The organism is Inquilinus limosus DSM 16000 (assembly GCF_000423185.1).
Lineage (GTDB): Bacteria > Pseudomonadota > Alphaproteobacteria > DSM-16000 > Inquilinaceae > Inquilinus > Inquilinus limosus.
Map to the genome: position 1 here is coordinate 107189 of NZ_AUHM01000014.1, position 26750 is coordinate 133938.

Genomic DNA, 26750 nt, shown 5'->3' on the forward strand with positions numbered 1-26750 from the left:
CTCAGCCCTGCTTCGCGTCGCCGGTGGGGATCTCCCACCAGGGCATCCACTGGCTCTCGATGCCGAACCAGGAATCCCATTCCTGCCGCACCACCTCGGCCTCGTCCTGCGGCCACAGCACCTTCAGCGGCAGCGGCCGCACCGGCGGGCGGTAGCTGGCCAGCGGCACTTGGCCGACATCGATGCGGGAGGACAGGGCCAGCAGCATCGCCACCTGCTCACGACAGCGGCGGCCCTGGCACAGCCCCATGCCGGCACGGGTCAGGCGTTTGACCTGGTCCTGGTTGACCGGCCCGTCCTCCAGCAGCGTGGTCAGCGACCGGGTGCCCATCTTGTTCGATTTGCGCTCGAGATAGCGCGGCGGGCTGACATCCAGCAGCTCGCCGCGGCTGACCTCCTCACACTGGCAGACCAGCACGTCGAGCCCGCCGGTGTTGAGCAGCGCCTTCAGCCAAGTCATCCGGTGGTCGGCCTGGCCGCAGACCGGCTGCGCCAGCCCGGCCCGGGCCGCCACTACATCGGCTTCGGCCGCCCTGCCCAGGGACGCGGCCGCGGCGATCGCCGCCACCCGCCCCTCCTGCCGCGCCACGGCGGCGTCGACCGACTTGGCGGCGTGGATGCCGGCGCAGTCGCCGACCGCATAGGCGAAGGGCAGGGCGGTGCGGCCGTCCGCCTCCGTCACCGGCACGTGGCCGCCGCGGTCCGGGTCGTGCACCAGCCTGGCGTCCAGCGCCGCCAGCAGCTCGATATTCGGCACCGTGCCGATGCCGAGCGCGATGGTGTCGCAGGCGATGTCGCGCTCGCTGCCCGGAACGGGCGAGAGCTGGTCGTCGATCCGCACCAGCGTCGCCGTGGTCACGCCCTCGACGTTGCCCGAGGCCACCTTGATCACATGGCCGGTCAGCACCGGCACGCCATGCGCCTGCACCGCCTCGACCAGCGCGGCGGGACCGACCGGTTCGGCCGCCACCTCGACGATGCCGGCCACCTCCAGCCCGCGGCCCAGCGCCGTCAGCGCCAGGTCCAGCGCCTCGGCGCCGGAGCCGAGGATCAAAAGGCGCCGGCCGGCGAAGGCGTCGTAGCCGGCGATCAGCCGGTGCGCCGCGGTCACGCCCATCACCCCCGGCAGGTCCCAGCCCGGGAAGGACATGCCGAGGTCGCGCCGGCCGGCCGCCACCACCACCCGGTCGAAGCCGACCAGCCAGGACCGCTCGGCATCGGCCAGCCCGGCCACGGGACCCGGCATCCACTGCACGCCGGGGCCATTGGCGAACAGGCCCCAGACGGTGGTCTGCAGCAGCACCTCGACGCCCTTGTCGAACAGCTCGGCCAGCTCCGGCGACGCCTCCAGGAACGGCTCCAGCAGGCGGCCGGGCGTGTTCACCGCCGCGGTGGCGCGGCCGCCGAAATGCAGCGGCACATCCATGCCGATCAGGGCGCCGTCAACCGGGTTCTCGTCGACCAGCAGCACCTCCAGCCCGCGCTCCGCCGCCTCCGCCGCCGCGGCGATGCCGGCCGGGCCGGCGCCGATCACGAGCAGCTGGACATGGCGTTCGACCGCCGGGGTCTTCCCGGCGACCGATTTCGGATCGATGGGGGGATGGGGCATGATGGCTTCGTTCTCCGACGCGGCGTCCGGGCCGGCTCCCCTCTTGCCTTGCAGGGCGTCGCCTGCTGCGGGCATACAGGATGGGTCGGCATCTGGCTGGTGACGCAAGGCTACCGCCGGCACCGATCGAGGACCGACGCATTGGCGACAACGAAGAACAGCAGAGCGACGGCGGAAGGCGGAAACGGGCGCCGGACGCTGAGCCGCGAAGACTGGGTCAGGGCCGCGCTGAAGGTTCTGGAGAAGGGCGGCGTCGCCAGCATCAAGGTCGACCGGCTGGCGAAGTCGCTGAAGGTGACGCGGGGCAGCTTCTATTTCCACTTCGGCGGCCGCAAGGACCTGCTGACGGCGCTGCTGGAGGAGTGGCGCCGCCGCAACTGCGCCCCGTTCGAGGCGCTGGAGGGCCGCGACGACCTGGCGGGGACGGCGCTGTTCCGCGCCTTCCGCAACGTCTGGGTCGACGAGAACCCGTTCAGCCCGGCGCTCGACATGGCGGTGCGCGACTGGGGCCGCGCCGCCAAGGAGGTGGCCCGGGCGGTGCAGGAGGCCGACCAGTTCCGCATGGGCCTGCTGCGCCGCGCCTTCGGGCAGATGGGCTATGCCCCGGACGAGGTCGAGATCCGCGCCCGGATCAGCTATTTCCACCAGATCGGCTACTACGCCATCCCCTTCCGCGAGCCGCGGCCGGAACGGCTGCGCTACGTGCCGATCTATGACGATGTATTGACCGGACGACCGTTCAGGGAATCGGAGCCATGCTGACGATCTGGGGCCGGCGCAACGCCTTCAACGTGCAGAAGGTGCTGTGGCTGGTGGGCGAGCTCGGCCTGCAGCACGAGCACATCCCGGCCGGCGGCGACTTCGGCGGGCTGGACGATCCGGCCTTCCGCGCCAGGAACCCGCATGGAAGGGTGCCGGTGATCGACGACAGCGGCACGGTGGTATGGGAATCGCACAGCATCCTGCGCTACCTCGCCGCCCGGCATGGCCGGTTCTGGCCGGCCGATCCGGCGGAACGGTCCTTCTCCGACCGCTGGATGGACTGGTCGCTGGCGACGCTGCAGCGCGACTTCATGGACCTGTTCTGGGGCCATTGGCGCACCCCCGAGGCCGAGCGCAACCGGGAGCTGATCACACGGAAGCAGGAGGCCTGCGCCGCGCATTTCCGGCTGCTCGACCAGCATCTGGCCGGCCGGCCCTTCCTGGCGGGCGAGGCGTTCGGCCTGGCCGACATCCCGGCCGGCACCGCGCTCTACCGCTATTTCGAGATGGGGCTGGAGACGCCGCCGGTGCCGAATGTCCGCGCCTGGTACCGCCGCCTGTCCGACCGGCCGGCCTATCGCGAGCATGTGATGATGCCCTTCGACGACATGTACGGCCGGCTGGCCTATTGATCCACGGAAGGCGGCTGTGACCAGCTTCGTCATCCTGCTGCGGGCGGTGAATGTCGGCGGCACCGGCAAGCTGCCGATGAGCGACCTGAAGGCCCTGTGCGAGGCGGCGGGGCTCGCCGACATCCGCACCTATATCGCCAGCGGCAATGTCGTCTGCCGCAGCGACCGGACGGAGGCCGAGATCAAGGCCGCGGTGGAGGCCTCGCTCGAGGCCTATGCCGGCAAGCCGGTCGGCGTGCTGGTGCGCAGCGCCGCGGAGATGGCTGAGGTCCTGGCGGCGAACCCGTTCCCCGGGGCCGCGCCGAACCGGACCGTGGCGATCTTCCTCGACGCTCCGCCGCCGGCCGATGCGCTGGAAAAGGCGACCGGCCGGCAGGGCGAGGGGATGCGGCTCGGCAGGCGCGAGATCTATGTCCATTACAGCGACGGCATGGCCCGTTCCAAGCTGTCGATCCCGGCGGCCAAGGCCGGCACCGCCCGCAACATGAACACGGTGGCGAAGCTGGCCGAGATGGCCCGGGGTTAGCGTCCGCCGAGGAAAGCCGCAATCTCGGCGATCAACGCATCCCGGCCGCGCTCGGGGCGGTCGAGATGCACGAAATGGGTGGCGCCGGGCAGGGTGACGCTGCGCACGCCCGCGGACCGCATTGCGTCATGGGCGAAGGCGTCGACGTCCTCCGGCCGGCTCCAGAAATCGTGTTCGGAGCGGACCAGCAGGATCGGCGCGGTGATCGAGCCGGCATCGAACAGCCTGCGGCCACCGGCCTGATGGAAGCTGTCCTCCATCGCTCCGGCCGGGGCGCGGAAGGCGGGGGGATCGCGCGTGTCCGAGGCCGGGTCGCTGGCCAGCGCTTCCCGGGCATAGGCCTCGGCCACCGCCGGGTCGCGCCAGCTCGCCTTGTCCTCGGCCGGGATCGACTCGTCCCAGGCCGGGAACAGCGCCGCGGCCGTGGTCGGCCGATAGCCGCCGAGCTTCGGGCTCGGCCGGTCCGGATGCTCGGGATCAGCCGACTGCGTGCCGGGGCCCAGCGTCGGATGCCGGTCGGCGCCGCCATAGAGCGCGTTCAGAACCACTAGATGGCCGACCCGCTCGGGCCAGAGCGAGGCGTACCAGGCCGACCACATGCCACCGGTGGCCCAGCCGATCAGGGCGACCGTGTCCGATCCGGCGCGCCCCGCCGCCATGCGGGCCACGGCGTCGATGTCGCGCACCACCTCGTGGCCGCGTGACAGCGGCCGGCTCTCGGCCGCCGGCCGGTCCATCGCCGCCGGCCGGTCCGACCCGCCATAGCCGCGGACGTCCATGATGAAGACCCTGCGGCCCAGCCGCTCGGCCAGATCCCCGGCCAGCGATCCGCCCGGCACGTCGAGGTCGAAGGACCCGATCCCCGGCACCCGGGCGCCATGGACCAGGATGATCGGCTCGCCCGTGCCGCCGGCCCGGGGCCGGACTTCGCGGATATGGATGCCGACCTTGTCCGCAGTCGTCACCCGCAGCTCCTCGCGGACGAGATCGGGCCCGGCCGCGGCCGGGCCCGCGGCGAGGGCGGCGGCCAGAAGAGCGGCCCGGGAAGCGCGCAGCACAGGCATCGATCCCTCCGGATTGGTGCTCCGGCTTCTTTGGGGCAGCCCGTCTGATCGATCAAATATCGCTTCTGCTCGCTTTGATATGTCTTCGGTATCAGCGGGTGCTGTCCGGCTGCACCGTCAGCAGGTTGGCGTCACGGGTCAGCAGCCAGCGGCCGTCCGGCTGCTTGCGCAGGATGGTCAGGGTCCAGCCGGCGCGCCGCACCGGCTGGCCGACCGGCGGCGTGACGGTGATGTCGATATGGGCGCGCAGATACGCCCAATCTCCCAGCACCTGCAGCTCGCGGATCTCGCTGCGGCCGTCGATGCTCATCTCCGATTGCCCGGCGGAGGCGGCGGCGAAGGCCTCCTTGCCGAAGGGTTCATGGCCGGGGACCATGAAGACCACGTCGTCCGACATCAGGCTCAGCACCGTCGCCACGTCGCCGGCCTTGCTGGCCTTCATCCAGGTCTCGACCAGGTCGTGGATCGCGCGCTCATCCTCCGTCATCGCAGGCCTCTCCGGTTGCGGGACGGAGTCAGTCTAGCCGGAACCGGCCGTCGGGCCAGACCCGACCCGCCGGGCCCGGAACTCGGCCAGGAGGCGCCAGTCGCCTTCGCCGTCGGGCGACCGATCGGCCCGCCAGACGAAGCTGTCCGGGGTGATCTCGCGGAAGCTCCAGCGAATGACGGCGCCGCTTTCGTCCTTGCCCAGCTGGACGATGTCGCGGCCCTCGGCCCGGCCGATCTGCCGGGTGTAGTACTGCTTCAGCGGGTCGTTCCACAGGATGTGCCACGCATCGAGGCCGGGGTCGTAGATCCTGAGCGTGGTGCCGAAGAAGACGCCGGGCAGGATCCAGACATCCTGGATGGCGCGGCCGTCCAGGGCCCAGCCGAAATGGATCTCGCCGCGGCCGGGCGTCGCGGTGCCGTCCTCGGCGAACAGCCGGGTGTCCATCTCCCAGTCGCCGATCAGCCAGCCATAGAGGCCCATCTTCTCGGCCCGGTCCGGCGCCGGGCCGTCGGCGAACAGGGCGTCTTTCAGGGAAGCGAAGGTGGTCACGAGGGCTCTCCCGATCTGTGGGAAGCCCTGGATAGGACGGGACGGGCGGCCGTCGCTTGGAGAAAATTGCGGTGCCGCCGCTCCCTATTTCAGCCGTACCGTCCGCGGCGATTCCTGCGGTGGGGGCGGGCGGTGCAGCAGGGCCGCGTCGATCCGGGCGCCGAACTCCAGCGCGCCGTCGGCCAGGGCGCCGAGGGCGAACTCGGCATAGGACACCGGAAGCAGCAGGTCGAAGCCGTCGGCGCCGGCGCGCTGCAGATGCACCCGCACATGCTCCAGCCGGGCGGTGGCGACGTCGCCCTCGGCCAGCATGTCCGGATGAAGGTCCACCGCCATCAGCTTGGCCAGGAGGTCGCGCGACCGCGTCCCGTCGAGACGCAGCCCGACATGGCCGCCGGTGCAGGGCACCGCGGCGACGCCGTCCGGCAGGCCGGGCAGCGCCGTGCCGGCCTCGGCGATCAGCAGGCGGCGCCAGGGGGCGACCGGCCACAGCCGCAGCCCGCCCACGACCAGCGCGGCCCCGGCCTCTGCGACGGCGGCACCGAAAACGGCGCGCTCCCAGCCGGCCAGGGCGGCGGCGGAGTCCGTGCTCCAGGCGGCGAGCTGCAGGATCGCCGCCGGACGCCAGGGGCGCAGGGTCAGGCCGTCGGCATCGATGGTCGACAGGGCCTCGAGCGGGTTCTCGGGGACGGAGATGTCAGCCACGGACGCGCTCTCCCTTCGGGTCGTAGAAGCAGGGCTCGGTCACCCGCACCTTGACATGGGTGCCGCGCAGCGGGTCGGTCACGAAGATCGTGCCGCCCATCCGCTCCCGGCTGCGGGCCAGGAGGCCGAGGGCGATCGGCTGCCCGGTCACCGGGCTGGTGCAGGAGGAGGTGATGTGCCCCTGGGTCGGCTCGTTCTCGCGGAACATGCCGCCCTCGACCAGATGCGCCCCGGCCATCAGCGGCTCGCCCGCCTCGGAGACCAGCCCGACCAGCCGCGGCCGGTCCGGATCGGCCAGCCCTTCGCGCTGCGCCAGCGGCTTGCCGACATAGGCGCCGTCGCGCTTGGCGAAGCGCTCATGCGCCAGGTCGGCCAGCGTGGTCTGGCCGTTGATCTCGGCGCCGGTCAGGAAGCCCTTCTCGATCCGCAGCAGGTCCAGCGCCTCCAGGCCGAAGCGCTCCAGCCCCAGCGGTTCACCGGCCGCGACCAGCCTGCGCCAAAGCTCCGGCGCGTGCTGCGCCTCGACATGCAGCTCGTAGCCAAGCTCGCCGGTGAAGCTGACGCGCAGGATGCGGATCGGTAGCCCGTCTGCCGCCACGTTCCGGACCGCCATGAAGGGCAGGGCCTCGTTCGAGACGTCCGCGGCGCCGCCGACCAGGCGCTCCAGCACCGTCCGCGCCTGCGGCCCGGTCAGGGCGACGGCGCCCCAGGCCTCGGTCACCTCGGTCACGGCGACGCGCAGCTCCGGCCAGTCCACCTCGGTCAGCCGCTCCATCGTCCGCACCACGTCATGCGCCTTGGCCGTGGTGGTGGTGACGTAGAAGCGGTCCTCGGCCAGCCGGGTGACGGTGCCGTCGTCCAGCACGATGCCGTCGTCGCGCAGCATGATGCCGTAGCGCGAACGCCCGACCGGCAGCGTCTCGATCCGGTTGACGTAGAGCCGCTCCAGGAAGGCGGCGGCATCGGGGCCCCGGACGTCGACCTTGCCGAGGGTCGATACGTCGAAGATGCCGACCTGCGTCCGGACGTGCCGGGCCTCGCGCAGCGCCGCCTGGCCCAGGCTCTCGCCCGGCCGGGGGTAGTAATGCGGCCGCAACCAGCCGCCGGAGCGCACGAAGACGGCGCCGTCGGCTTGGTGGAATCGATCGAACGGCGTCCGCCGGGTGGGGACGGTGTGCCAGCCGACCGACCGGCCGACGATGGCGCCGAAGGCGACCGGCGTATAAGGCGGCCGGAAGGTCGGGGCGGCCAAGTCGCCGGCGCGCAGATGCCGCGCCTCGGCCAGGACGCCGAGCGCAGGGCCGTTCGCGGTCTTGCCCTGGTCGGTTGCCATGCCGAGGGTGGTGTAGCGCTTCATGTGCTCGGGCGACGAATAGCCCTCGCGCGCGGCCAGCCGGATGTCGGCGGCGGTGACGTCGTTCTGGAAATCGACGAAGGCCTTGCCCGTGACCTGCGGGTCCGCGACGACGGGAGCGGAGGCCGGGGCAGGGGCGGGGCGCTGGAGGAGCGCGGTCTCGCTCGCGTGACCTCTCCCGCGGGGCGGGAGAGGTCGGACATCCGCCAGGATGTCCGGGTGAGGGCTGGCACCGGCGGCGGGAAGGCCCTCACCCGGAGCCGCTGGCGCGGCTCCGGCCTCTCCCGCAAGCGGGAGAGGCAACGCGCCAACACTCTGATGACGACCCCCGGTTAGGCGTGCCGCCCTCTGCCCGACCGCCAAGCCATCGGCGATCGCCGCCTCGGTCGAGGCGCGGCCGGCGCAGGCACCGGCCGCCAGCAGCGGGCCGTCCAACTCCGGCAGCACGAAGCCGCCGAGCCGCGTGTCGAGCCGGGGGCGGACGCCGCGCTGGCTCAGCAGATGGGTGGTCGGCATCCAGCCGCCGGACATGGCGACCGCATCGCAGTCGATCGCGATGGATCTCCCCTCGCCGTCGGCCCGGCCGATCCGGGCGCCCTCGACACCCAGACCGCCCTTGGCGCCGCGCACGGTCGACCCGGCATGGATCGGGATGCCGGCGGCGCGCAGCTCCTCCGTCAGCGGTCCGGCGGGATCGCGGCGCGAATCCACCAGCCCGGCGATCTCGACGCCGTGCCGTTTCAGCGCCAGGGCGGTCCGCGCCGCGCCGTCGTCGATCCCGGCCACCAGCACCCGCCTGCCCGGCGCCACGCCATAGCGATGGGCGTAGCGGCGCGTCGCATTCGCCAGCATCACCCCGGGCCGGTCGTTGTTCGGGAAGACCAACGGCTGCTCGATCGCCCCGGCCGCGACCACCATGGCGGCGGCGCGGATGGTCCAGAAGCGCTGGCGCGGCAGATGCGGCGGCGGTTCGGGCAGGTGATCGGCGACCCGCTCGATCAGCCCGACCGTGCCGTGGTCGTAGATCCCGAAGGCGGTGCCGCGCGGCACCAGGGTGACGCGGTCGCCGAAACCCTGCAGCGCCGCCAGCCGCTCCGCCACCCAGTCCACCGCCGGCCGGCCCTCGACCGGCTGGTCCTCGGCCAGCAGCGCGCCGCCGAAGCGGTCGTTCTCGTCGCACAGGATGACGCGGGCGCCGGCCTCGGCCGCGGCCAGGGCGGCGCTGAGCCCCGCCGGACCGCCGCCCACCACCAGGACGTCGCAGAAGGCATGGCGGCGCTCGTAGCGGTCCGGATCGGGCTCCTGCGGCGCCCGGCCCAGCCCGGCGGCGCGGCGGATGATCCGCTCATAGACCGGCTCCCAGAACGAGGCCGGCCACATGAAGGTCTTGTAGTAGAAGCCGGCCGGGAAGACCGGGGCCAAGAGGCCGTTGACCACGCCCAGCGCGTCGAAGGCCAGCGACGGCCAGCGGTTCTGGCTCTGCGCCATCAGGCCGTCATGGAGCTCGACCATGGTGGCGCGGGTGTTGGGCTCGTGCCGCGCGCCGCCGCGCAGCTCGACCAGCGCGTTCGGCTCCTCCGACCCGGCGGATAGGATGCCGCGCGGCCGGTGGTACTTGAAGCTGCGGCCGACCAGCCGGACGCCGTTGGCGAGAAGGGCGGAAGCCAGCGTGTCGCCCGGATGGCCCTCGTAGCGCTGCCCGTCGAAGATGAAGCCGAGCCGCCGCGACCGGTCGATCAGCCCGCCCTGGGCCAGGCGATGGGAGGTCATCGTCCGGCCTCCATCGCGGGACGGCGAAACGGCTCCGCCGCCGTGATCTCATGGGTCAGCGTGTCGCGCGTGACCAGGATCCAGGACCGGCAGCCGTAATTGTGCTGCCACAGCTCGCGATGCGCGCCACGCGGGTTGTCGTGGCGGTAGACATGGTCGAACCAGGGCCCGACCGCCGTCTCCTCATGGGCCGGTCTTGGGCTTTCGGCATCGCCGCCGTAGAAGAACTCCGACAGGTCGCGCGGGCCGCACCAGGGGCAGGGAATCCGCATTGTGTCCGCTCCTCAGTGCCGGTTCGCGATCGGCCCGACGCCGTTCTCGTCGATGATCCGGCCGCGCTCGAACCGGTCGAGGGCGAAGGGCCGGTTCAGCTCGTGCGGCTCGCCATGGGCGATGGTGTGGGCGCAGACCCAGCCGGAGCCGGGGATGGCTTTGAAGCCGCCGTAGCACCAGCCCATGTTCAGATGGAGCCCGTCGATCGGCGCCAGGCCGATGATCGGGCTGCCGTCCATCGACATGTCCATCACCCCCGCCCAGTGCCGCAGGATGCGCGTGCGCGACAGGCTCGGCATCAGCGCGATGGCGGCGGTGGCGACGTCCTCGACCACCGGCAGGTTGCCGCGCTGGGCGTAGGAGTTGTAGCCGTCCAGGTCGCCGCCGAAGACGAGGCCGCCCTTGTCGGACTGGCTGATGTAGAAATGGCCGCTGCCGGACCAGGAGAAGACCTGGTTCACGACCGGCTTCAGCCCCTCGCCGACGAAGGCCTGCAGCAGATGGCTCTCGATCGGCAGCTTGAGGCCGAGCTTATGCGTGAGGGTGGAGGAGGAGCCGGCGGTGGCGAGGCAGACGTGATCGGCGGAGATCGGGCCCTTGGCCGTCATCACCCCGGTCACCCGCTCGCCCTCGCGCAGGAAGTCCAGCACCTCGCAATCCTCGATGATGTCGACGCCGAGATTGCTGGCGCCCCGGGCGAAGCCCCAGGCCACGGCGTCGTGCCGGGCGGTGCCGGCGCGGCCCTGGCGCATGCCGCCATAGATCGGGAACAGCGCGTTGTCGGAATAGTCGAGATTGGGAGCGATCCGGCGCAGGTCGTCCGGCTCCAGCCATTCGGCGTCGATGCCGGCCAGGCGCATGCCGTTGCCGCGGCGGCGCAGCGCCATCGCCCCGGCCAGCGAGGTGGCCAGGAAGATCGAGCTGCGGGCCGAGAACATGACGTTGTAGTTCAGCTCCTCGCTGAGGCCGTGCCACAGCTTCAGCGACCATTCGTAGAAGTGCTGGTTGTCCGGCAGCAGGTAGTTGGAGCGGACGATGGTGGTGTTGCGGCCGACATTGCCGCCGCCGATCCAGCCGCGCTCGACCAGCGCGACGTTGGTGATGCCGTGGTTGCGGGCCAGGTAGTAAGCCGTGGACAGGCCGTGCCCGCCGCCGCCGACGATGACGACGTCATAGCTCTTCTTCGGCGTCGCCTTGCGCCACGCCGGCTCCCAGCCGCGATGGCCGCCCAGCGCCTGCCGCGCCAGCGAGAAGAAGGAATATCGCTGCATCCGCCCGCCCCGCCTCCGCCGGTTGCCCTGGCGCCTCCCGGTTCCTGCCTGTACAGTACATCACTGTATGTTCTGGGGAAGGGGGGATGTTGGCCGCAATATCGGATCGGCATAGGGAATTATGGCGAGATCGTGGAAGCGGGGCGGCACCAGCCGGCGGCCGACGGCCGCCGGAACGGCTCTGCCCGGCCGTCTCGACGCGGTTGGCCGACATGCGGCGCGGATGGCGGATCAACACAATTTCGCTCTGATTCCGAGTCACCGTCGCCATCGGCCGATCGGGGGGTCGGCAGGAGAGACGAGACGATGACCGGTATCATGGCCGGTGCCCTGAGGCCCGGCCTCTGGCGTGTCGGCGGGATCGGTGCCCTGGCGCTCCTGGTCGCCTGCGGCCCGACGCCGTCGGAGATGCAGCTCAACTACGCGTCGCAGCGCTGCGCCTATGGCGATCCCTACGCCTGCAACTCCCTCGGCCCGCTGTCTTATCAGGCGCAAATCGAACGGCAGCAGCAGGACACCAATACCGCGCTGGCCGTCGGCGCGCTGGCGCTGGGCGGGCTGGCGATCGGCGCGGCCATCGCCGACGACGATGACGACGGCTGGCGCCGCCGCCGGCATTGGCGCCACGACCGCTGGCGCTATCGGCACCGCCGCTGGTGAGCCGGGGCTGATCGCGCGCCGCGATGCCCGCCGTCAGCGCGCTGTGGCTGCGACGGCGTCGAGCGTGCGGTCCAGGGCGCGCTCGAAACCGGCCAGAGTGTCGGCCAGGCAGCTCTCGTCATGTGCCTCGCAGATGAACCAGGGCTCGCGCGAATCCGGCTCGCACAGCACGCCCTCCTCGTGCAACTCGCGGGCCAGCGCGTCGTAGAAGCGGAAGTCCGATCGCCGCCAGTCGCGGAAGTCGCGCGGCGGCGCCGGCGCGAAGAACAGCCCGGCCATCGACGGGTGCCCGGCGAAGCAATGGACCACGCCGCGGGCCTCCAGGATCCGGGTGATCCCGGCCTGCAGCCGGCGGCCATAGGCGGCGATCGTCTCCAGAGCCGGGGTCTCGTCCAGGATCTCCAGCGTCTTCTCGGCCGCGGCCAGCGCCACCGGATGGGCGGTGTAGGTGCCACCATGGGCCACGCCGCGGCCGAACCGGCGCATGACGTCCGCGCGGCCGCCGATGGCGGCGATCGGATAGCCGTTGGCCATCGCCTTGGCCAGGGTGACGATGTCGGCCCGGATGCCCATCAGCTCTTGCGCGCCGCCGCGGGCGACGCGGAAGCCCGACTTCACCTCGTCGACGATCAGCAGCACGCCGTGGCGGTCGCACAGCTCGCGCGCGGCGCGGACATAGTCGGGATCGGCGGTGATGCCGCAGCAATTGCCCATGATCGGCTCGATCAGCATCGCCGCGATCTGGTTCGAGCGGCGACGCAGCAGGTCCTCCAGCCGGTCGGCATCGTTCATCGGCGTCAGGTGCAGGAGCGGCCGCACGGCTTCCGGCACGCCCTCGGAATAGGGCACGACCGGCGGCTCCTCGCCGGGCCGGTCCGGGTCCCACCGGTCCAGCGCCACGCGCCACATCGCGGCGTCGAACAGCCCGTGATAGCTGCCCTCGACCAGCACATACCCTTCCTTGCCGGTCGCGGCGCGGGCCAGGCGCAGCGCCGCCATCACCGCCTCGGTGCCGGAGTTGGAGAAGCGCACCAGCTCCGCCGCCGGCATCATCTTCGCGATGCGCTCGGCGACCGCGAGCTCGCGCTCGGTCGACAGGGCGAAGACGCCGCCGACCGCCATGCCCTGCCGTGCCGCCTCGTCCACCCGCGGATCGGCGTAGCCCAGGATCGCCGGGCCGTAGCCGAGCCGGTAGTCGACATATCCGTTGTCGTCGAGGTCCCAGACCCGGCCGCCGCGGCCCCGCTTCACATAGATGGTCCGGTCGTCGCCCCAGTAGCGGAAGTTCGAGGCGACGCCGAGGGGCAGCCGGGCCGACGCCCGGCGGAAATGCGCGTGGCTGCGCGACAGGTCGCGGGTCATGGCGGAGGCCTCTCGTCGGTCGACGGTACACTGCCGCGGGACGGCCTTCAGCATGAGGCCGCAATGGCGGCGGAGGCAATCGCGGGCTCTACTGCCGCAGAGAGTTGCATAAAGAACACCACAATTTCCATGTGATTGGGCCGAAGGAACGCAGGTCTTCCTGGTCGCGTTGCGTCTCCGTTGCGGCCTCGATTCGGGTCGCTTGATAGATCGGAGGACGTGAGATGCGTTCTTTCTGCGCCGCATTCGCCCTGGCCGGCCTGTCGCTGCTGGCCGCGGGCTGCACGGTGAACAACCCCCCGGCCGAGCGGCCGGCCGCGACCACCGTGGTCACCCAGCCGGCGCCGACGGCCGTCGTCCAGCCGGCGCCGACAGCGGTCGTCACTCAGCCCGGGACGGTCGTCACCACGCCGAACACGACCTATGTCACGCCGCGGCCCAGCACCACGGTGGTGACGCCGGCCTACTGAGGCCGGCTCCGGCACGGCGGCCTGCGGCTGCGGCCGCCGGGGCGTCGACGCCCGCTTCCAGGGCCGCCGTGCCGACCCTCTCCCCACGCTCACCGGGGAACGGGGTGCCGCATCGTCCTGTTGCAGTGTGAGCGTGGCGTGGACACACGCCGTTTCACGGAATGGGAGGATCGGTCATGCGCTCCATGACCCTTATCGTCGCCCTGCTCGGGCTGCCTCTCCTGGCCGCCTGCACGGTGAACAACCCGCCGCCGGAGAGGCCGACCACCGTGGTGACCCAGCCGCAACCGTCGGCAACGGTGGTGACCCCGCCGCCGCGCACCACCGTGGTGACCCCGTCCTACTGACGGTCGCCCGTGGCAAAGGCGCGCCGCCTACAGGTGGCGCGTCTCCGCCGGCGGGGAGTCCCAGCGGTCGGCGCGTCCGTCCTCGTATCGGACCGGCGCCTCGGCCAGCTCCTCATCCGTCGCATCGTCGAGGCAGACGACATTGACGGCGTAAAAAGTGCCGCCCAGTTCCTCCATGAAGCCGCGGCCGAACGGCTTGATGCCGCAGCGGCGGCAGAACAGATGGTGGATGGTGCCGCCGGCGGCGCCGTCGAACTGGTAGTCCGACAGCGCCTCCTCCCCCTGCAGCAGGTGGAAGTCCGGCGCCGGGGCGATCGCCTTCCAGAACCGTCCCTTGCCGCAGATCGAGCAGTTGCAGCGACTGGTGTCGGCGGTCAGATCGAGCTCACATTCGAACCGCACGGCGCCGCAATGGCAGCTGCCGTGATAGGTGCGTTTCATCGCTTCCTCCCCCGATATGTCTAGAGCTGCGCCAGATAGGGCGGCAGCCGGTCGAAGCACTCCTCCCAGCCCTCGCGATGGCTGTCCCGGCTTTCCGTCGAGCGGAAGCCGGCCTGGCGGAAGATCATCTCGGTCCTGCCGCCGCGCTCGGCGAAGGTGAGGGTGATCAGCATCTCCTCGGCCTCGTCCTCCTCCCAGGCGAAGGTGAAGACCAGCCGCTCCGGCGGCGCCACCTCCTGATAGACCCCGGCCATGCCGTAGCTCTTGCCCTCGGGCGAGGTGATGACAGCGCTCCAGGCGCCGCCCGGCCGCACGTCGAGCCGCACCACGGATGCGGTGAAATCCTTCGGCCCCAGCCAGCGCACCAGATGCTCGGGTTCGGTCCAGGCCTTGAAGACGAGGCTGCGCGGCGCGTCGAAAAGACGGGTAATGACCAGCTCCTCCCTCGGGCTGGCGCTGTCACTGGGTCCGGTCATCGTCTTGGGCTTCCTTGCCTTGCAGTTGGCGCAGATAGGCGTCCAGCCGGTCGAAGCCGGCGTCCCAGAAGGGGCGATAGCGCTCGACCCAGTCGGCGATCTCCTTCAGCGGCCCGGCCTGCAGCCGGCAGGGCCGCCACTGCGCCGTGCGGCCGCGCTCCACCAGCCCTGCGCGTTCCAGCACCTTGAGGTGCTTGGAGACGGCGGTGAGGCTCATGGCGAAGGGGGCGCCGAGCTCGGTGACCGAGGCCTCGCCCTCGGCCAGCCGCGCCAGGATGGCCCGGCGGGTCGGGTCGGCGAGGGCCGCGAGGGTCTGGCTGAGAGGATCCGTCGGCACGTTCTGAACCGATTGGTTGATCAACCAATCAGTTCAATACGGCCATCGTGGCGGCGTGTCAAGGCAGGCGCATGGGGCCCGGCGGCGTCAGCCCGCCTGCATCCTGGCGGCCAGGGCCTGATGGCGCCGGATCAGCCCGGGCAGGTCGAGGCCCGGCATCCCGCCGTTCCGCACCCGCCAGGCACCCCCGACCATGACGAAATCGGCTCTGTGGGCGCCGCACAGCACCAGCGCCGCCAGCGGGTCGCCATGGCCGGCGAAGCGCAGCTCGTCCAGCGCGAACAGGGCCAAGTCGGCCTGCCTGCCCGGGCCGATGGTGCCGAGATCCGGCCGGCCGAGGCAGGCGGCGGATCCCGCCGTGGCCCAGCGCAGCGCGTCGCGGTGGCTGATCGTGGTCACACCGTAGTGATGCCGCTGCAGCAGGAAGGCGGCGCGCACCTCCTGCATCAGATTCGAGCCGTCATTGGAGGCGGAGCCGTCGACGCCGAGGCCAACTGCCATCCCGGCCTGCTCCATGCCGTGCACCGGGCAGTGGCCGGACCCCAGCACCTGGTTCGAGCAGGGGCAATGCGTCACCGCCGTGCCGGCCCGGGCCAGGCGGCCGATCTCGGCCGGGTTGAAATGAATGCCGTGCGCCAGCCAGGTGCGGGGCCCGAGCCAGCCGCATTCCTCCAGATAATCCAGCGGCCGGCAGCCGAAGGTCTCCTGGCAAAAGCGGTTCTCGTCCTCGGTCTCGGCCAGATGGGTGTGCAGCCGCACGTCGTGGCGCTCGGCCAGCTCCGCCGTGCGCCGCATCAGCGAGCCGGTGACCGAAAAGGGCGAGCAGGGGGCCAGCGCGATCTGCACCATGGCGCCGTCGCCGGCCTGGTGATGTGACGCGATCAGCCGCTCGCTGTCGGCCAGGATGGTGTCCTCGTCCTGCACCACGCTGTCAGGCGGCAGGCCGCCGTCGCGCACCGACAGGTTCATCGAGCCGCGGGTCAGCACGGCGCGGATGCCGAGCGACCGCGCCACCTCGACCTCGATGTCGATGGCGTGCTCCAGCCCGTCCGGGAAGACGTAGTGGTGGTCGGAGGTGGTGGTGCAGCCGGACAGCAGCAGCTCCGTCATCGCCACGGTGACGGCGCTGCGCAGCGCCTCCGGGTCCAGCCGGGACCAGACGGGATAGAGGGCCTGCAGCCAGGGGAACAGCTCCCGGTCCAGCGCCGCCGGCAGAGCGCGGGTCAGGGTCTGGTAGAAATGATGGTGGGTGTTGATCAGCCCGGGCAGGACGACATGGGCGCCGGCGTCGAACGCGCTGTCGGCCGGAGCCGTCGGCTCCCGCCCCGTCGGCACCAGCTCGGCGATGCGGCCGTCCTCGACCACCACGCCGCGTTCGGCGCCCTCCGCCAGGATCGCCAGCGGGTCCCTGATCCACAGCCGCATCGCAAGTCTCCCATCCCGTCCGAGGGTAACCTAACAGCCGGCGGAAGGGAGGGGAGGGGTAAGCCGGTTTGAAAGAGCTTCAAAGCTGGCCATGCCCCCAGCCGTCATTGCGAGCGTAGCGAAGCAATCCAGGGCGGCTCGCGCTGGCCCTGGATTGCTTCGTCGGCTTCGCCTCCTCGCAATGACGGTTTGGGGTTACGCCGCATCCCTCTGCGCCGCCGGGCGGGCGATCTCGAAATCCGCCTGGCGCTCCAGCACCTTGAGGATGGCGGAATGGTCCCAGGCGGCGCCGCCCTGGGCGATGGCGGCGTGCAGCAGCTGCTGCGTCGCCGCCGTGTTCGGCAGCGGCACGCTCAAGGACCGGGCGCCGTCCAGCGCCAGGGCGAGGTCCTTCTGGTGCAGGGCGATGCGGAAGCCGGGGGCGAAGTTGCGCTGGATCATGCGCTCGCCATGCACCTCGAGGATGCGCGAGGCCGCGAAGCCGCCCATCAGCGCCTGGCGCACCCGGGCCGGGTCGGCCCCGGCCTTGGCGGCGAACAGCAGGGCCTCGGCCACCGCCTCGATGGTCAGGGCGACGATGATCTGGTTGGCGACCTTGGTGGTCTGGCCGTCGCCGTTGCCGCCGACCAGGGTCACGTTCTTGCCCATCGCCTCGAACAGCGGCTTCACGCGATCGAAGGCGGCCTGCGGCCCGCCGACCATGATGGTCAGGCTGGCGGCCTTGGCGCCGACCTCGCCGCCCGAGACCGGGGCGTCGAGATAGTCGCAGCCCAGCGCATTGATCTTCTCGGCGAAGCCCTTGGTTGCGATCGGCGAGATCGAGCTCATGTCGACCACCACCTTGCCGGGCGACAGTCCCTCGGCGACGCCGCCGGGGCCGAACAGCGCCGCCTCCACATGCGGCGTGTCCGGCACCATGGTGATGACGATCTCGGCCCGCCGTGCCGCCTCGGCGGCGGAGGCAACGGCGGTGCCGGCCAGCCCCTCCGGTACGCCGGTGATGTCATGGAGGAAGAGGCTGTGCCCGGCGGCGATCAGGTGGCCGGCCATGGGGCGGCCCATGATGCCGAGGCCGATGAAGGCGACGTTCATGACGAACTCCTGTGAGAAAAACCCCTGCCGTCATTGCGAGGAGGCGAAGCCGACGAAGCAATCCATGCTTCCGCTCGTGCTGCACCATGGATTGCTTCGCTGCGCTCGCAATGACGGTGTTGGGACTTCCGAAAAGGTCTCCCCTGCGGGAGGGCGAGAGGGATGGCTCAGGCGGCGACGGTGGCCTTGGCGCGGTACGGCGCGAACCAGCCGAGGCCGGCTTCGGTGCCGGACTGCGGCACGTATTCGGCGCCGACCCAGCCGGCATAGCCGAGCGCGTCGAGCAGGCGGAACAGGAAGGGGTAGTGGATCTCGCCGGTGCCCGGCTCGTGCCGGCCGGGATTGTCGGCGACCTGGATGTGGCCGATGCGGGACATCAGCGCCTGCAGCGTCGGGCCCAGGTCTCCCTCCATGATCTGCATGTGGTAGATGTCGTATTGCAGCCTGGTGTTCGGCGCCTCGACCGCGTCGAGCAGGTCGAGCGTCTGCTGCGATCCGCTGAGGAAGAAGCCCGGGATGTCGCGGGTGTTGATCGGCTCGACCAGCAGGTCGATTCCGGCCTCGCCCAGCGCCTTGGCGGCGAAGCGGAGGTTGTCGACCAGCGTGTCGCCCAGCACCGTCTCGGCCACACCCTCCGGCCGCTTGCCGGCCAGGCAGTTCAGTTGCCGGCAGCCCAGCGCCCGGGCGTATTCGATGGCCATCCCGACCCCGTCCTGGAACTCGCCCCTGCGGTCGGGCAGGCAGGCGATGCCCCGCTCGCCCTTGGCCCAGTCGCCGGCCGGCAGGTTGTGCAGCACCTGGGTCAGGCCATGGCGCTGCAGTCGCTCGGCCAGCTCCTCCTTCGGATAAGGGTAGGGGAACAGGTACTCGACCCCGGTGAAGCCGGCCTCGGCGGCGCGGGCGAAGCGGTCGAGGAAGGGATGCTCGTTGAAGAGCATGGTGAGGTTGGCGGCGAAGCGCGGCATGGCGGTCTCCCGGCTCAGACGGTTTCCGGCTCGCGGGCCTCGGCGGGGGCGAGGTCGATGACCTCCTCGAACTCGGTGATCCTGTCGATCTCCGGCCCCATGGCGATGTTGGTCACCCGCTCGGTGATGATCTCGACCAGCACCGGCAGGCTGGCCTGGGTGGCGCGGGTCCGCGCCCATTGCAGCGCCGGGGCGATCTCCTCCGGGTCGAACACCCGGCGGGCGATGCAGCCGAAGGCCTCGGCCGCCTTGATGTGGTCGACGCCGTAGTCGCCGATCTCCGGCGCGTTGATGTTCTTGAACGAGAGCTGGACCTCGTAATCCATGTTGTAGCCGCGCTCCGCCTGGCGGATCAGGCCGAGATAGGCGTTGTTCAGCACCACCAGCACGAAGGGGATGCGGTATTGCGCGGCCACCGCCAGCTCCTCGATCAGGAACTGCAGGGAGTAGTCGCCGACGATGCCGACCACCTCGGCCGACGGGTCGGCCAGCTTGGCGCCGGTGCAGGCCGAGACCTCCCAGCCCAGCGGCCCGGCCTGGCCGCAGACGATGTAGTTGCGCGGCTTGTACACCTTCTGGAACTGGCCGGAGGCGATCTGGTACAGGCCGATCGCGGTGACGAAACGGGCGTCGCGGCCGAAGGCGGCGTTGATCTCCTGGAAGGCGCGCTGCGGCTTGATCGGAACATTGTCGAAGTCGGTCCGGCGCAGCATGGTGCGCTTGCGCTCCTGCACCGCGGCGACCCAGGCCTCGCGCTTCGGCAGGCGGCGTCCGCGGGCCTCGGCGATCAGCGCCTGCAGGGCCAGCTTCGCGTCGGAGACGATGCCGAGATCCGGGCAGAACACCCGGCCGATCTGGGTCGGCTCGATGTCGACATGGATGAACTTGCGGCCCTTCGTATAGACATCCGTCGATCCGGTGTGGCGGTTGGCCCAGCGGTTGCCGATGCCCAGCACCAGGTCGCTCTGCAGGAAGGTGGCGTTGCCGTAACGGTGCTGGGTCTGCAGCCCGACCATGCCGGCGTTCAGCGGGTGATCGTCCGGGATCGTGCCCCAGCCCATCAGCGTCGGCACCACCGGCACGCCCGTCAGCTCGGCGAACTCGACCAGCAGGTCGGAGGCCTCGGCGTTGATGATGCCGCCGCCGGCGACGATCAGCGGCTTCTCCGCCGCCAGCAGCATGTCGACGGCGCGCGCGATGGCGGCCGGGCTCGGCGCGGGCCGGGACACCGGCAGCGGCGCGTCGGCCTCGGGGTCGTAGTCGATGATCTCCTTCTGCACGTCGATCGGCAGGTCGATGTGGACCGGGCCCGGCCGGTCGGACCGCATGATCTGGAAGGCGCGGCGGAACACCCAGGGCACCTGGGCGCCTTCCATCACCGTGACCGACCATTTGGTCACCGGCCGGGCGATGGCGGCGATGTCGACCGCCTGGAAATCCTCCTTGTGCAGCTTGGCGCGCGGTGCCTGGCCGGTGATGCACAGGATCGGGATCGAATCCGCGATGGCGGAGTAGAGGCCGGTGATCATGTTGGTGCCGGCGGGGCCGGAGGTGCCGATGCAGACGCCGATCGCCCCGGCGCGGGCCCGGGTGTAGCCCTCGGCAGCATGGGTGCCGCCCTCCTCGTGCCGCACCAGCACATGGCGGATGCCGCTGTCCTTCAGCGCCTCGTAGAAGGGCAGGATCGCCGCGCCGGGCACGCCGAACGCCACCTCCACCCCCTCGCTGCGCAGCACATGCACCGCCGCTTCCATCGCCGTCATCTTGGGCATCATGCCCTCCCGTTCGAAGGTTCTCAGGCGATGGTGGCGAGTGGGGCAGGGCAGGGCCAGCGGCGGGCCGAAACTTTCCAGGGCGCGAAAATCGGCCGACCGGATCGGTCTTTTTCACCTGGTGGAAGCTGCCCTCCCCATGCGGAAAGATTGCGGAGTCAGTTCCTGTACATATATATGTACAGATTATCGGAGATGCTCATGCCCCACGTCACTCTCACCGAGTTGCGGGCCAACATGGCCAAGCACCTGGATCAGATCGAGGCCGACCGGACGGAGCTGGTCGTAACCCGCCAGAACCACGAGCCGGTGGTGATCCTGCCACTGGCCGAGTTCGAGGGGCTGCGGGAAACGCTTCACCTCCTCAGTACCCCTGCCAATGCCGATCATCTGCGCCGTTCGATCGCCGAACTCGATGCGGGCAAGGGGACTGAGCGGACTCTGATCGAGGAATGAAGCTCTTCTTTTCCGAGGCCGCTTGGGCCGACTATCTATTCTGGCAGCAGAACGACAAGGCGGTCTTGGGACGGGTGAACGAACTCATCAAAGACGCATCATGCTCCCCTTTCACAGGTATCGGGAAGCCCGAGCCATTGGGTGGTGATTTCAAGGGCTGGTGGTCGAGGCGCATCACCCGGGAACATCGCCTCGTCTACCGCGTGGCCGGATCGGGCAATGCCCAAATGCTCGAGATCGCCAGCTGCCGCTTCCACTACAGCCGCTGAGCCAATGCGGCCTCAGTGCGCCCGGCCGCCGAGCTGCAGCGTGACCTTCTCGGCCGCCTGGCGGACCAGCGCGCCGATCTGGTGGATGCGCTCGTCGCCCATGCGCTCGCGCGGGGCGGAGATCGACAGGGCGGCCACCGGGCGGCCGGCGCTATCGAGGATCGGGGCGGCGACGCAGCGCACGCCGGCCAGATGCTCCTCGTCGTCGACGGCGTAGCCGGAGCGGCGGGCGCGGGTGATCTGGTCGCGCAGGCTGGGCAGGTCGGCCACCGTCTTCTCGGTCAGCCGGGTCAGGGCCAAAGCGGGCAGGGTGCGCGACAGCACCGGATCCGGCTTGGCCGACAGGAGGGCCTTGCCGACGCCAGAGCCGTGTACCGGCAGCGGCGTCGATCCGGGCAGGCTGGCGCCCGGGTCGCCCAGCTGGTGCAGGTAGAGGATGGTGCCGCGCTCCTCCACCGCCAGGTTCACGGTCTCGTGGCACAGGCCGAACAGGGTGCGCATCGGCGGGTCGGCCAGGCGGCGCAGCCCCATGCCGTCGGCATAGGCGAGGCCGGAGAGGAAGGCCTGCAGTCCGACCATCCAGCGCCGCGTCGCCGGATCGCAGCGGACGTAATGCGCCTCCTCCAGCGTCGTCAGCAGGCGGTGGGCAGTGGGGGCGGAGAGGCCGGTGGCACGGGCAAGCTCGGTCAGGCTCATCCCCTCGGCCCGCCCGGCCACGGTGTCGAGCAGGCGCAGGGCGCGGAGGAGGGAGCGGACCTGCCCGGTCTTCGGCTCGTCGATGGAGAACTCGCTGTCGCGGTCGATCTCGGCCATGGCGCTCCTGACTGGACGCTCAGGCCGGTGACCGGCTGCGCGTTCCCTCCCGTTCGTGCATGCGGCGACCCTGGACATAGGTCGCCTTCACCGAGCGATCATCACCCAAAGTCATGAGGATGAACAGTTCCTCCTCGAGATCGCCCGCCACCGCCTCCATCCGGTGCGCCATGGCGGCGGTGGCGCGGGCATCCAGCACCACCAGGTCGGCGTAGCGGCCGGGGGCGATGCTGCCGATCTCGTCCTGCAGCCCCAGCGCCTCGGCGTTGCCGGCGGTGACCAGATGGAAGGCCTCCAGCGCCGACAGGTTGGTGCCCTGCAACTGCTGCACCTTGTAGCCCTCGCCCAGCGTGCGCAGCATCGAATAGCTGGTGCCGCCGCCGACATCGGTCGCGGCCGCGATCCGGACCGGCGGGTCGCGCCGCGCCAGCTCCCGCATCGGGAACAGGCCGCTGCCGATGAACAGGTTCGAGGTCGGGCAGAACACGGCGACCGATCCGGTCTCGGCCATGCGCTGCCGCTCGCGCTCTTCGAGATGGATGCAGTGGCCGAACAGGGTCTTGGGGCCGAGCAGGCCGTACTTATCGTAGACGTCGAGGTAGTCGCGGCTGTCCGGGAACAGCTCCCGGACCGCCTCGATCTCCTTCCGGTTCTCGGCGATATGGGTCTGGACATAGGCGTCCGGGAATTCGCGGGCCAGCGCGCCCGCCGCCTCCAGCTGCGCCTCGGTCGAGGTGATGGCGAAGCGCGGTGTGAGGGCGTAGCACTGCCGGCCGCGGCCGTGCCAGCGCTGCAGCAGCCGCTTGCTGTCGTCGTAGGAGGACTGGGCGGTGTCCAGCAGGGCCGGCGGCGCATGCCGGTCCATCATCACCTTGCCGGCGATCATGGCGGTGCCGAGGCGCTCGGATTCCGCGAAGAAGGCCTCGGCCGAGCCGGGATGGACCGAGCCGTAGACCGCGGCGGTGGTGGTGCCGTTGGCCAGCAGCTCGGCCAGGAACCACTTCGCCTGGCGCTCCGCGAACTCCGGGTCGCCGTAACGCTGTTCGGCGACGAAGGTGTATTTCTGCAGCCAGTCCAGCAGCTGCGCGCCGTAGGAGGCGATCACCTGGGTCTGCGGGAAGTGCAGATGCGCGTCGATGAAGCCGGGCAGGATCAGATCGTCCGGATAATGGTCGACCGCGGCGCCGGCCGGCAGCGTCGGCAGGATCTCGGCGGCGGGGCCGACCCGGGCAATGCGGCCATCCTCGACCACCACCACCCCGTCGGAGGTATAGCGATAGCTGGCGGCGTCGCCGGCGCCCTCGGGGGCGGCGAGGAAGCTCAGCAGGCGGCCGCGCAGGGCGGTGATGGTCATCGCAAGGCTCCTGTTACTGCACGGCCCGGTCGGGATCGGCCGCCCAGCGCCCGAGGAGGTCGCGCTCCTCCGGGGTGATCTGGCTGACATTGGCCGGCGGCATGGCATGGGTCAGCACCGCCTGCAAGCGGATCAGCTCGGCATGGCGCCGGATCTCCTCCGGCGAGTCCAGCAGCACGCCGCGCGGCGCCTCGTGGATGCCTTCCCAGCCCGGCATGGTGGAATGGCACATGCTGCAGCGGGACACGACGATGTCGGTGACTTTGGCGAAGGAGACGGGGGCGAAGGAGACCGGATTCGGGTCGGCCGCCGCGGCCGTCTGCGCCGGGGCTTCAGGCTGCAGTCCGATCCAGGGCTTGGTCGCGGTCGCCACCTCGTGCTCGCGCGGCGGCGGCAGGGTGGACAGCCAGACGATCGCCGCCATGCAGGCCGCGGCCGCGGCCCAGGTCCACCACGGCGTCGCCTTGCCGGCGTGGCGCGAGTTGAAGAAGTGCCGGATCACCCCGCCCATCACCAGCACCAGCGCCGTCATCACCCAGGCGTAGTGCGACCCGAAGGCCAGCGGATAGTGGTTGCTCAGCATCAGGAACAGGACAGGCAGGGTCAGGTAGTTGTTGTGCAGCGACCGCTGCTTGGCCTGCCGGCCCAGCTTCGGGTCGGGGGCCCGCCCGGCCAGAAGGGCGTCCACCACCTTGCGCTGGTTCGGGATGATGATGAAGAAGACGTTCGCCACCATCATCGTGCCGATCAGGGCGCCCATCTGCAGCATGGCGCCACGGCCGCTGAACACCTGGGCGAACCCGTAAGCCGCCGCGACCAGCACGACGAAGCCGGCGGCGGCCAGCCTGACGTCGCTCTCCCCCAGCGGCGACTTGCACAGAAGGTCGTAGGCCAGCCAGCCGAGAGCCAGGCTGACCACGCTGATCGCGATCGCTTCCTTGGGCGAGAACAGGGACACCTGCGGGTCGATCAGGAACAGGTCGGCGCCGCGGTAGTACAGGACGCAGAGCAGGAAGAAGCCGCTGATCCAGGTGGAGTAGGCCTCCCATTTGAACCAGGTCAGCTCCTTCGGCAGCCGGTCCGGCGCCACCAGGTACTTGACCATGTTGTAGAAGCCGCCGCCGTGGATCTGCCAGGCCTCGCCGCCGGCGCCGGCCGGCAGGTCCTCGCGCTTCTTCAGGCTGAGGTCGAGGGCGACGAAGTAGAAGGACGAGCCGATCCAGGCGATAGCGGTGATCACGTGCACCCAGCGGGCCACGAAGTTGATCCATTCCCAGATGATCGGCTCCATGCCGCCGCCTCCGCCGTCCTGGCTGATTATCCGTTCCGGCCAGCCTAATGAACATCGCCGCGGCTGGGGAAGCGATGCGGCCGCGCAGCACTTTCAAAAGAATCGCTATAATCCCGCCCGGCGGATGCGCCCAGAATCGCTTCAAGGAACAGGGAGTTCACTCGGGATTGGCGCTGCTGGAGAACATGCGGGTCTTCGTGCGCGTGGTCGAGCTCGGCAGCCTGTCGGCCGCCGGCCGGCAGGTGCGCATGTCGCCGGCCGTGGTCAGCCACCGCATCCAGCAGCTGGAGCAGCATCTCGGCGTCCGCCTGCTGAACCGCACCACGCGCCAGGTGCAGACAACCGAGCACGGCCAGACCTTCTACCGCCACTGCCTGGTGGTGCTGGACGCGGTGGAGCGGGCGGAGACCAGCGTCGCCACCACCAGCGGCGTGCCGTCGGGCAGCCTGCGGGTGACGGCGCCGCTCGGCTTCGGCCGCCGGGTCCTGGCGCCGCTGGTGCCGCAGTTCCACGAGCTCTATCCCCGGGTCGAGGTCCGGCTGCGCCTGTCCGACCACCTGCTGGACCTGCTGGGCGAGGCGGTGGACCTCGCCATCCGCATGGCGGAGATGCGGGATTCCAGCTTCGTGCTGCGCAAGATTGCCGATTGCCGGCGGGTGCTGTGCGCAGCGCCGTCCTATCTCGAGGCCCAGGGCACGCCGAAGTCGCCCGAGGAGCTGATGGGCCACAACTGCCTGCTGCTGCGCTTCCCCGGATCGCGACAGTACCAGTGGACGCTGGAGGGCAGGGACGGGCCGTCCAAGGTGCCGGTGCGCGGCAGCTTCGACGCCGATGACGGCGACGTGCTGACGCAATGGGCGCTGGACGGCCGCGGCATCGTCATGAAGCCGGTGTGGGAGGTGGCGGCGCATCTGCGCAGCGGCGCGCTGCAGGTGGTGCTGCCCGACCATCCGCCCGAGCCGGTGGTGCTGGCGGTGCTGTACCCGCATCGCAGCTTCCTGCCGGCCAAGGTGCGGGTGTTCTCGGATTATCTGGTGGAGCGCACGCGGGCGCTGCTCAGCGCCGATCTCGCGCTCTGATCGCCTCGACCAGCCGCGTCGCCGCCCGGTCGACATCCGCCTCGGTGGTGCCGCGGCCCAGGCCGAAGCGCAGGCTGCCGCACGCCGCTTCCGGTGACAGGCCGATGGCGCGCAGCACATGCGACGGCCCTGGGCTGCCGGTGGAGCAGGCGGAGCCGGTGGACAGCGCCAGCTCCGGCAGGTCGAGCAGCAGGTCGGCGGCGTCCAGCCCCGGCAGGCTGACATTGAGGCAGCCGGGCAGGCCGTGCGCGGCGGAGCCGTTGCGGCGCAGATCCGGCAGCTCTCGCTGCAGCGCCTCGAACAGCCGCTCGCGCAGGGCGGTCAACCGCTGGGCATCGGCCGACCGGCGCTGCCGGGCGATGCGGCAGGCGGCGCCGAGCCCGACGCAGAGCGCGGTCGGCAGGGTGCCGGCGCGGCGCCCCTGCTGCTGGCCGCCGCCATGGAGGAGGGGGCGCAAAGCCATGCCCTCACGCACGAATAGGGCACCGATCCCCATCGGGCCGTACAGCTTGTGCCCGGACAGGCTGAGGAAGGCGAGGTCGAGGGCGCGGACGTCGACCGCGCCGGTCGACAGGATCTGCACCGCGTCGCTGTGCAGCAGCGCGCCGGCCTCATTGCAGATCCGCGCCGCCTCCGTCAGCGGCTGGATCGTGCCGATCTCGTTGTTGGCGGCCATCAGCGAGACCAGGGCCGGACGGCCGGCCAGCAGCTTTCGCAAGGCGTCGAGATCGGCGGTGCCGTCCGGCCCGACCGGCAGGGCCGCGGTGCGGTGCCCGCGCGCCGCCAGCTCGGGCAGGCAGGCCAGCACGCTCGGATGCTCGATCGCCGAGGCGATCACGGGCCAGCCCTCGGGCGTGCCGCCCAGCAGCGCCAGATTGTTGGCCTCGGTGGCGCCGCCGGTGAACAGGATCTCGCCCGGGCGCGCGCCGATCAGCGCCGCCACCTCGGCCCGCGCCGCCTCGATCGCCTCGGCGGCCCGCCAGCCGGGCTGGTGCCGGGCGGCATGCGGGTTGCCGACCGCGGCCGGGTCGAGCCAGGGCCGCATCGCGTCGAACACCTCGGGCGCCAGTGGCGTGGAGGCGAGGTGGTCGAGATAGAGGGGGGCGGTCATGGCCGCTCTCTCGTCCGGAACCGGC

29 protein-coding genes are annotated in these 26750 nt (G+C 70.9%); 9 read left to right on the forward strand and 20 right to left on the reverse strand.

Annotated features, from left to right (window positions below; all coding sequences use genetic code 11):
• Position 1: 1 nt before the first annotated feature.
• A complete protein-coding gene (locus G537_RS0114885) occupies positions 2–1609 on the reverse strand; it encodes an FAD-dependent oxidoreductase (RefSeq protein WP_026870798.1) in 1608 nt (535 codons plus the stop codon).
• Positions 1610–1750: 141 nt separating this feature from the next.
• Here G537_RS0114885 and G537_RS0114890 point away from each other — a divergent pair, with 141 nt between their 5' ends.
• From G537_RS0114890 to G537_RS0114900, 3 genes are read left to right on the forward strand one after another with little or no spacing between them, the layout of a single operon-like run.
• Complete coding sequence (locus G537_RS0114890; protein ID WP_026870799.1) at positions 1751–2371, forward strand: TetR/AcrR family transcriptional regulator; 621 nt, start codon at positions 1751–1753, stop codon at positions 2369–2371.
• Positions 2365–3003: a glutathione S-transferase family protein gene (locus G537_RS0114895; RefSeq protein ID WP_026870800.1), complete on the forward strand. Its 639-nt coding sequence runs from the start codon at positions 2365–2367 to the stop codon at positions 3001–3003. The genes G537_RS0114890 and G537_RS0114895 overlap by 7 nt, the downstream gene beginning before the upstream one ends.
• Before the next feature lie 16 nt (positions 3004–3019).
• Positions 3020–3529, forward strand: a complete 510-nt coding sequence (locus tag G537_RS0114900; protein WP_026870801.1) for a DUF1697 domain-containing protein — start codon at positions 3020–3022, stop codon at positions 3527–3529.
• Here the strand turns inward: G537_RS0114900 and G537_RS0114905 are convergent.
• The 7 genes from G537_RS0114905 to G537_RS0114935 all read right to left on the reverse strand — a co-directional run bounded on the left by G537_RS0114905 (position 3526) and on the right by G537_RS0114935 (position 11005).
• Complete coding sequence (locus G537_RS0114905; RefSeq protein ID WP_051248434.1) at positions 3526–4593, reverse strand: alpha/beta fold hydrolase; 1068 nt, start codon at positions 4591–4593, stop codon at positions 3526–3528. The two genes, G537_RS0114900 and G537_RS0114905, sit on opposite strands and share 4 nt — an antisense overlap.
• 91 nt (positions 4594–4684) lie before the next feature.
• Positions 4685–5080, reverse strand: coding sequence for a YybH family protein (locus G537_RS0114910; protein WP_026870803.1), 396 nt, complete (start codon positions 5078–5080; stop codon positions 4685–4687).
• A 33-nt stretch (positions 5081–5113) separates the two neighbouring features.
• Positions 5114–5632 carry a hypothetical protein gene (locus G537_RS0114915; RefSeq protein ID WP_026870804.1) on the reverse strand — a complete coding sequence of 173 codons (519 nt, stop codon included), beginning with the start codon at positions 5630–5632 and terminating at the stop codon, positions 5114–5116.
• Between the two features lie 84 nt (positions 5633–5716).
• The gene (locus G537_RS42075) at positions 5717–6337 is read right to left on the reverse strand and encodes a sarcosine oxidase subunit gamma family protein (RefSeq protein ID WP_026870805.1); all 621 of its coding nucleotides are present in this window, start codon (positions 6335–6337) and stop codon (positions 5717–5719) included.
• On the reverse strand, positions 6330–9461 hold the full coding sequence (locus tag G537_RS0114925) for an FAD-dependent oxidoreductase (RefSeq protein ID WP_026870806.1): 3132 nt from the start codon (positions 9459–9461) through the stop codon (positions 6330–6332). The genes G537_RS42075 and G537_RS0114925 overlap by 8 nt, the downstream gene beginning before the upstream one ends.
• Complete coding sequence (locus G537_RS38090) at positions 9458–9733, reverse strand: sarcosine oxidase subunit delta (RefSeq protein WP_034851773.1); 276 nt, start codon at positions 9731–9733, stop codon at positions 9458–9460. The genes G537_RS0114925 and G537_RS38090 overlap by 4 nt, the downstream gene beginning before the upstream one ends.
• Positions 9734–9745: 12 nt before the next feature.
• Positions 9746–11005, reverse strand: coding sequence for a sarcosine oxidase subunit beta family protein (locus tag G537_RS0114935; RefSeq protein WP_026870807.1), 1260 nt, complete (start codon positions 11003–11005; stop codon positions 9746–9748).
• A 306-nt stretch (positions 11006–11311) separates the two neighbouring features.
• On the opposite strand from G537_RS0114935, the gene G537_RS0114940 reads away from it, so the two are divergent.
• Positions 11312–11665, forward strand: coding sequence for a hypothetical protein (locus tag G537_RS0114940; RefSeq protein ID WP_026870808.1), 354 nt, complete (start codon positions 11312–11314; stop codon positions 11663–11665).
• Between the two features lie 33 nt (positions 11666–11698).
• Here the strand turns inward: G537_RS0114940 and G537_RS38095 are convergent, their stop codons facing one another.
• Positions 11699–13027, reverse strand: a complete 1329-nt coding sequence (locus G537_RS38095; RefSeq protein WP_051248435.1) for an aspartate aminotransferase family protein — start codon at positions 13025–13027, stop codon at positions 11699–11701.
• A 224-nt stretch (positions 13028–13251) separates the two neighbouring features.
• Between G537_RS38095 and G537_RS0114950 the strand changes: the two genes are divergently transcribed.
• Complete coding sequence (locus tag G537_RS0114950) at positions 13252–13497, forward strand: hypothetical protein (protein WP_026870809.1); 246 nt, start codon at positions 13252–13254, stop codon at positions 13495–13497.
• A 176-nt stretch (positions 13498–13673) separates the two neighbouring features.
• Positions 13674–13844 carry a hypothetical protein gene (locus tag G537_RS43655; RefSeq protein WP_155888619.1) on the forward strand — a complete coding sequence of 57 codons (171 nt, stop codon included), beginning with the start codon at positions 13674–13676 and terminating at the stop codon, positions 13842–13844.
• A gap of 27 nt (positions 13845–13871) precedes the next feature.
• Here G537_RS43655 and G537_RS0114960 read toward each other — a convergent pair whose 3' ends face one another.
• The 7 genes from G537_RS0114960 to gcl form a co-directional block, all read right to left on the reverse strand.
• Positions 13872–14285, reverse strand: a complete 414-nt coding sequence (locus tag G537_RS0114960) for a GFA family protein (RefSeq protein WP_026870810.1) — start codon at positions 14283–14285, stop codon at positions 13872–13874.
• Positions 14286–14305: 20 nt separating this feature from the next.
• On the reverse strand, positions 14306–14761 hold the full coding sequence (locus G537_RS0114965) for an SRPBCC domain-containing protein (protein WP_051248436.1): 456 nt from the start codon (positions 14759–14761) through the stop codon (positions 14306–14308).
• A complete protein-coding gene (locus G537_RS0114970) occupies positions 14745–15098 on the reverse strand; it encodes an ArsR/SmtB family transcription factor (protein ID WP_026870812.1) in 354 nt (117 codons plus the stop codon). Before G537_RS0114970 ends, G537_RS0114965 begins: the two co-directional genes overlap by 17 nt.
• An 87-nt stretch (positions 15099–15185) precedes the next feature.
• Positions 15186–16523 carry an 8-oxoguanine deaminase gene (locus G537_RS0114975; RefSeq protein WP_026870813.1) on the reverse strand — a complete coding sequence of 446 codons (1338 nt, stop codon included), beginning with the start codon at positions 16521–16523 and terminating at the stop codon, positions 15186–15188.
• Between the two features lie 195 nt (positions 16524–16718).
• Positions 16719–17615, reverse strand: coding sequence for a 2-hydroxy-3-oxopropionate reductase (locus tag G537_RS0114980; RefSeq protein ID WP_026870814.1), 897 nt, complete (start codon positions 17613–17615; stop codon positions 16719–16721).
• Positions 17616–17782: 167 nt separating this feature from the next.
• Positions 17783–18580, reverse strand: a complete 798-nt coding sequence (gene hyi, locus G537_RS0114985; protein WP_026870815.1) for a hydroxypyruvate isomerase — start codon at positions 18578–18580, stop codon at positions 17783–17785.
• A 14-nt stretch (positions 18581–18594) separates the two neighbouring features.
• A complete protein-coding gene (gene gcl, locus G537_RS0114990; RefSeq protein WP_026870816.1) occupies positions 18595–20352 on the reverse strand; it encodes a glyoxylate carboligase in 1758 nt (585 codons plus the stop codon).
• A 201-nt stretch (positions 20353–20553) separates the two neighbouring features.
• Here gcl and G537_RS0114995 point away from each other — a divergent pair, with 201 nt between their 5' ends.
• Entirely contained in the window at positions 20554–20808 is a 255-nt protein-coding gene (locus G537_RS0114995) for a type II toxin-antitoxin system Phd/YefM family antitoxin (RefSeq protein WP_026870817.1), read from the forward strand.
• Positions 20805–21077 (forward strand): Txe/YoeB family addiction module toxin, encoded by a 273-nt coding sequence (locus tag G537_RS0115000; protein WP_026870818.1) that lies wholly within the window; start codon positions 20805–20807, stop codon positions 21075–21077. Before G537_RS0114995 ends, G537_RS0115000 begins: the two co-directional genes overlap by 4 nt.
• A 12-nt stretch (positions 21078–21089) precedes the next feature.
• Here G537_RS0115000 and G537_RS38100 read toward each other — a convergent pair whose 3' ends face one another.
• The 3 genes from G537_RS38100 to G537_RS0115015 are packed head-to-tail and all read right to left on the reverse strand — an operon-like array spanning position 21090 to position 24535.
• The gene (locus G537_RS38100) at positions 21090–21890 is read right to left on the reverse strand and encodes an IclR family transcriptional regulator (RefSeq protein WP_051248437.1); all 801 of its coding nucleotides are present in this window, start codon (positions 21888–21890) and stop codon (positions 21090–21092) included.
• 19 nt (positions 21891–21909) lie between these two features.
• Positions 21910–23244 carry a guanine deaminase gene (gene guaD, locus G537_RS0115010; RefSeq protein ID WP_026870819.1) on the reverse strand — a complete coding sequence of 445 codons (1335 nt, stop codon included), beginning with the start codon at positions 23242–23244 and terminating at the stop codon, positions 21910–21912.
• Positions 23245–23257: 13 nt separating this feature from the next.
• Positions 23258–24535 carry a urate hydroxylase PuuD gene (locus tag G537_RS0115015; protein WP_026870820.1) on the reverse strand — a complete coding sequence of 426 codons (1278 nt, stop codon included), beginning with the start codon at positions 24533–24535 and terminating at the stop codon, positions 23258–23260.
• 167 nt (positions 24536–24702) lie between these two features.
• Here G537_RS0115015 and G537_RS0115020 point away from each other — a divergent pair, with 167 nt between their 5' ends.
• Complete coding sequence (locus tag G537_RS0115020; RefSeq protein WP_026870821.1) at positions 24703–25614, forward strand: LysR family transcriptional regulator; 912 nt, start codon at positions 24703–24705, stop codon at positions 25612–25614.
• Here the strand turns inward: G537_RS0115020 and G537_RS38105 are convergent.
• Positions 25592–26725, reverse strand: coding sequence for a cysteine desulfurase family protein (locus G537_RS38105; RefSeq protein ID WP_034851777.1), 1134 nt, complete (start codon positions 26723–26725; stop codon positions 25592–25594). The genes G537_RS0115020 and G537_RS38105 overlap by 23 nt on opposite strands.
• Positions 26726–26750: the final 25 nt, after the last annotated feature.

What these genes read in the sequence shown, in the direction of transcription:
- G537_RS0114895 (WP_026870800.1), top strand. Translation starts at nt 2,365, where the DNA reads ATGCTGACGATCTGGGGCCGGCGCAACGCCTTCAACGTGCAGAAGGTG.
- G537_RS0114980 (WP_026870814.1), bottom strand. Translation starts at nt 17,615, where the DNA reads ATGAACGTCGCCTTCATCGGCCTCGGCATCATGGGCCGCCCCATGGCC.
- guaD (WP_026870819.1), bottom strand. Translation starts at nt 23,244, where the DNA reads ATGACCATCACCGCCCTGCGCGGCCGCCTGCTGAGCTTCCTCGCCGCC.
- G537_RS0114960 (WP_026870810.1), bottom strand. Translation starts at nt 14,285, where the DNA reads ATGAAACGCACCTATCACGGCAGCTGCCATTGCGGCGCCGTGCGGTTC.
- G537_RS0114950 (WP_026870809.1), top strand. Translation starts at nt 13,252, where the DNA reads ATGCGTTCTTTCTGCGCCGCATTCGCCCTGGCCGGCCTGTCGCTGCTG.
- G537_RS0114905 (WP_051248434.1), bottom strand. Translation starts at nt 4,593, where the DNA reads ATGCCTGTGCTGCGCGCTTCCCGGGCCGCTCTTCTGGCCGCCGCCCTC.
- G537_RS0114995 (WP_026870817.1), top strand. Translation starts at nt 20,554, where the DNA reads ATGCCCCACGTCACTCTCACCGAGTTGCGGGCCAACATGGCCAAGCAC.
- G537_RS0115000 (WP_026870818.1), top strand. Translation starts at nt 20,805, where the DNA reads ATGAAGCTCTTCTTTTCCGAGGCCGCTTGGGCCGACTATCTATTCTGG.
- G537_RS38090 (WP_034851773.1), bottom strand. Translation starts at nt 9,733, where the DNA reads ATGCGGATTCCCTGCCCCTGGTGCGGCCCGCGCGACCTGTCGGAGTTC.
- hyi (WP_026870815.1), bottom strand. Translation starts at nt 18,580, where the DNA reads ATGCCGCGCTTCGCCGCCAACCTCACCATGCTCTTCAACGAGCATCCC.
- G537_RS38105 (WP_034851777.1), bottom strand. Translation starts at nt 26,725, where the DNA reads ATGACCGCCCCCCTCTATCTCGACCACCTCGCCTCCACGCCACTGGCG.
- G537_RS38100 (WP_051248437.1), bottom strand. Translation starts at nt 21,890, where the DNA reads ATGGCCGAGATCGACCGCGACAGCGAGTTCTCCATCGACGAGCCGAAG.
- G537_RS43655 (WP_155888619.1), top strand. Translation starts at nt 13,674, where the DNA reads ATGCGCTCCATGACCCTTATCGTCGCCCTGCTCGGGCTGCCTCTCCTG.
- G537_RS0114975 (WP_026870813.1), bottom strand. Translation starts at nt 16,523, where the DNA reads ATGCGGCTGTGGATCAGGGACCCGCTGGCGATCCTGGCGGAGGGCGCC.
- G537_RS0114885 (WP_026870798.1), bottom strand. Translation starts at nt 1,609, where the DNA reads ATGCCCCATCCCCCCATCGATCCGAAATCGGTCGCCGGGAAGACCCCG.
- G537_RS38095 (WP_051248435.1), bottom strand. Translation starts at nt 13,027, where the DNA reads ATGACCCGCGACCTGTCGCGCAGCCACGCGCATTTCCGCCGGGCGTCG.
- G537_RS0114965 (WP_051248436.1), bottom strand. Translation starts at nt 14,761, where the DNA reads ATGACCGGACCCAGTGACAGCGCCAGCCCGAGGGAGGAGCTGGTCATT.
- G537_RS0114940 (WP_026870808.1), top strand. Translation starts at nt 11,312, where the DNA reads ATGACCGGTATCATGGCCGGTGCCCTGAGGCCCGGCCTCTGGCGTGTC.
- G537_RS0114935 (WP_026870807.1), bottom strand. Translation starts at nt 11,005, where the DNA reads ATGCAGCGATATTCCTTCTTCTCGCTGGCGCGGCAGGCGCTGGGCGGC.
- G537_RS0115015 (WP_026870820.1), bottom strand. Translation starts at nt 24,535, where the DNA reads ATGGAGCCGATCATCTGGGAATGGATCAACTTCGTGGCCCGCTGGGTG.
- gcl (WP_026870816.1), bottom strand. Translation starts at nt 20,352, where the DNA reads ATGCCCAAGATGACGGCGATGGAAGCGGCGGTGCATGTGCTGCGCAGC.
- G537_RS0114925 (WP_026870806.1), bottom strand. Translation starts at nt 9,461, where the DNA reads ATGACCTCCCATCGCCTGGCCCAGGGCGGGCTGATCGACCGGTCGCGG.
- G537_RS0114910 (WP_026870803.1), bottom strand. Translation starts at nt 5,080, where the DNA reads ATGACGGAGGATGAGCGCGCGATCCACGACCTGGTCGAGACCTGGATG.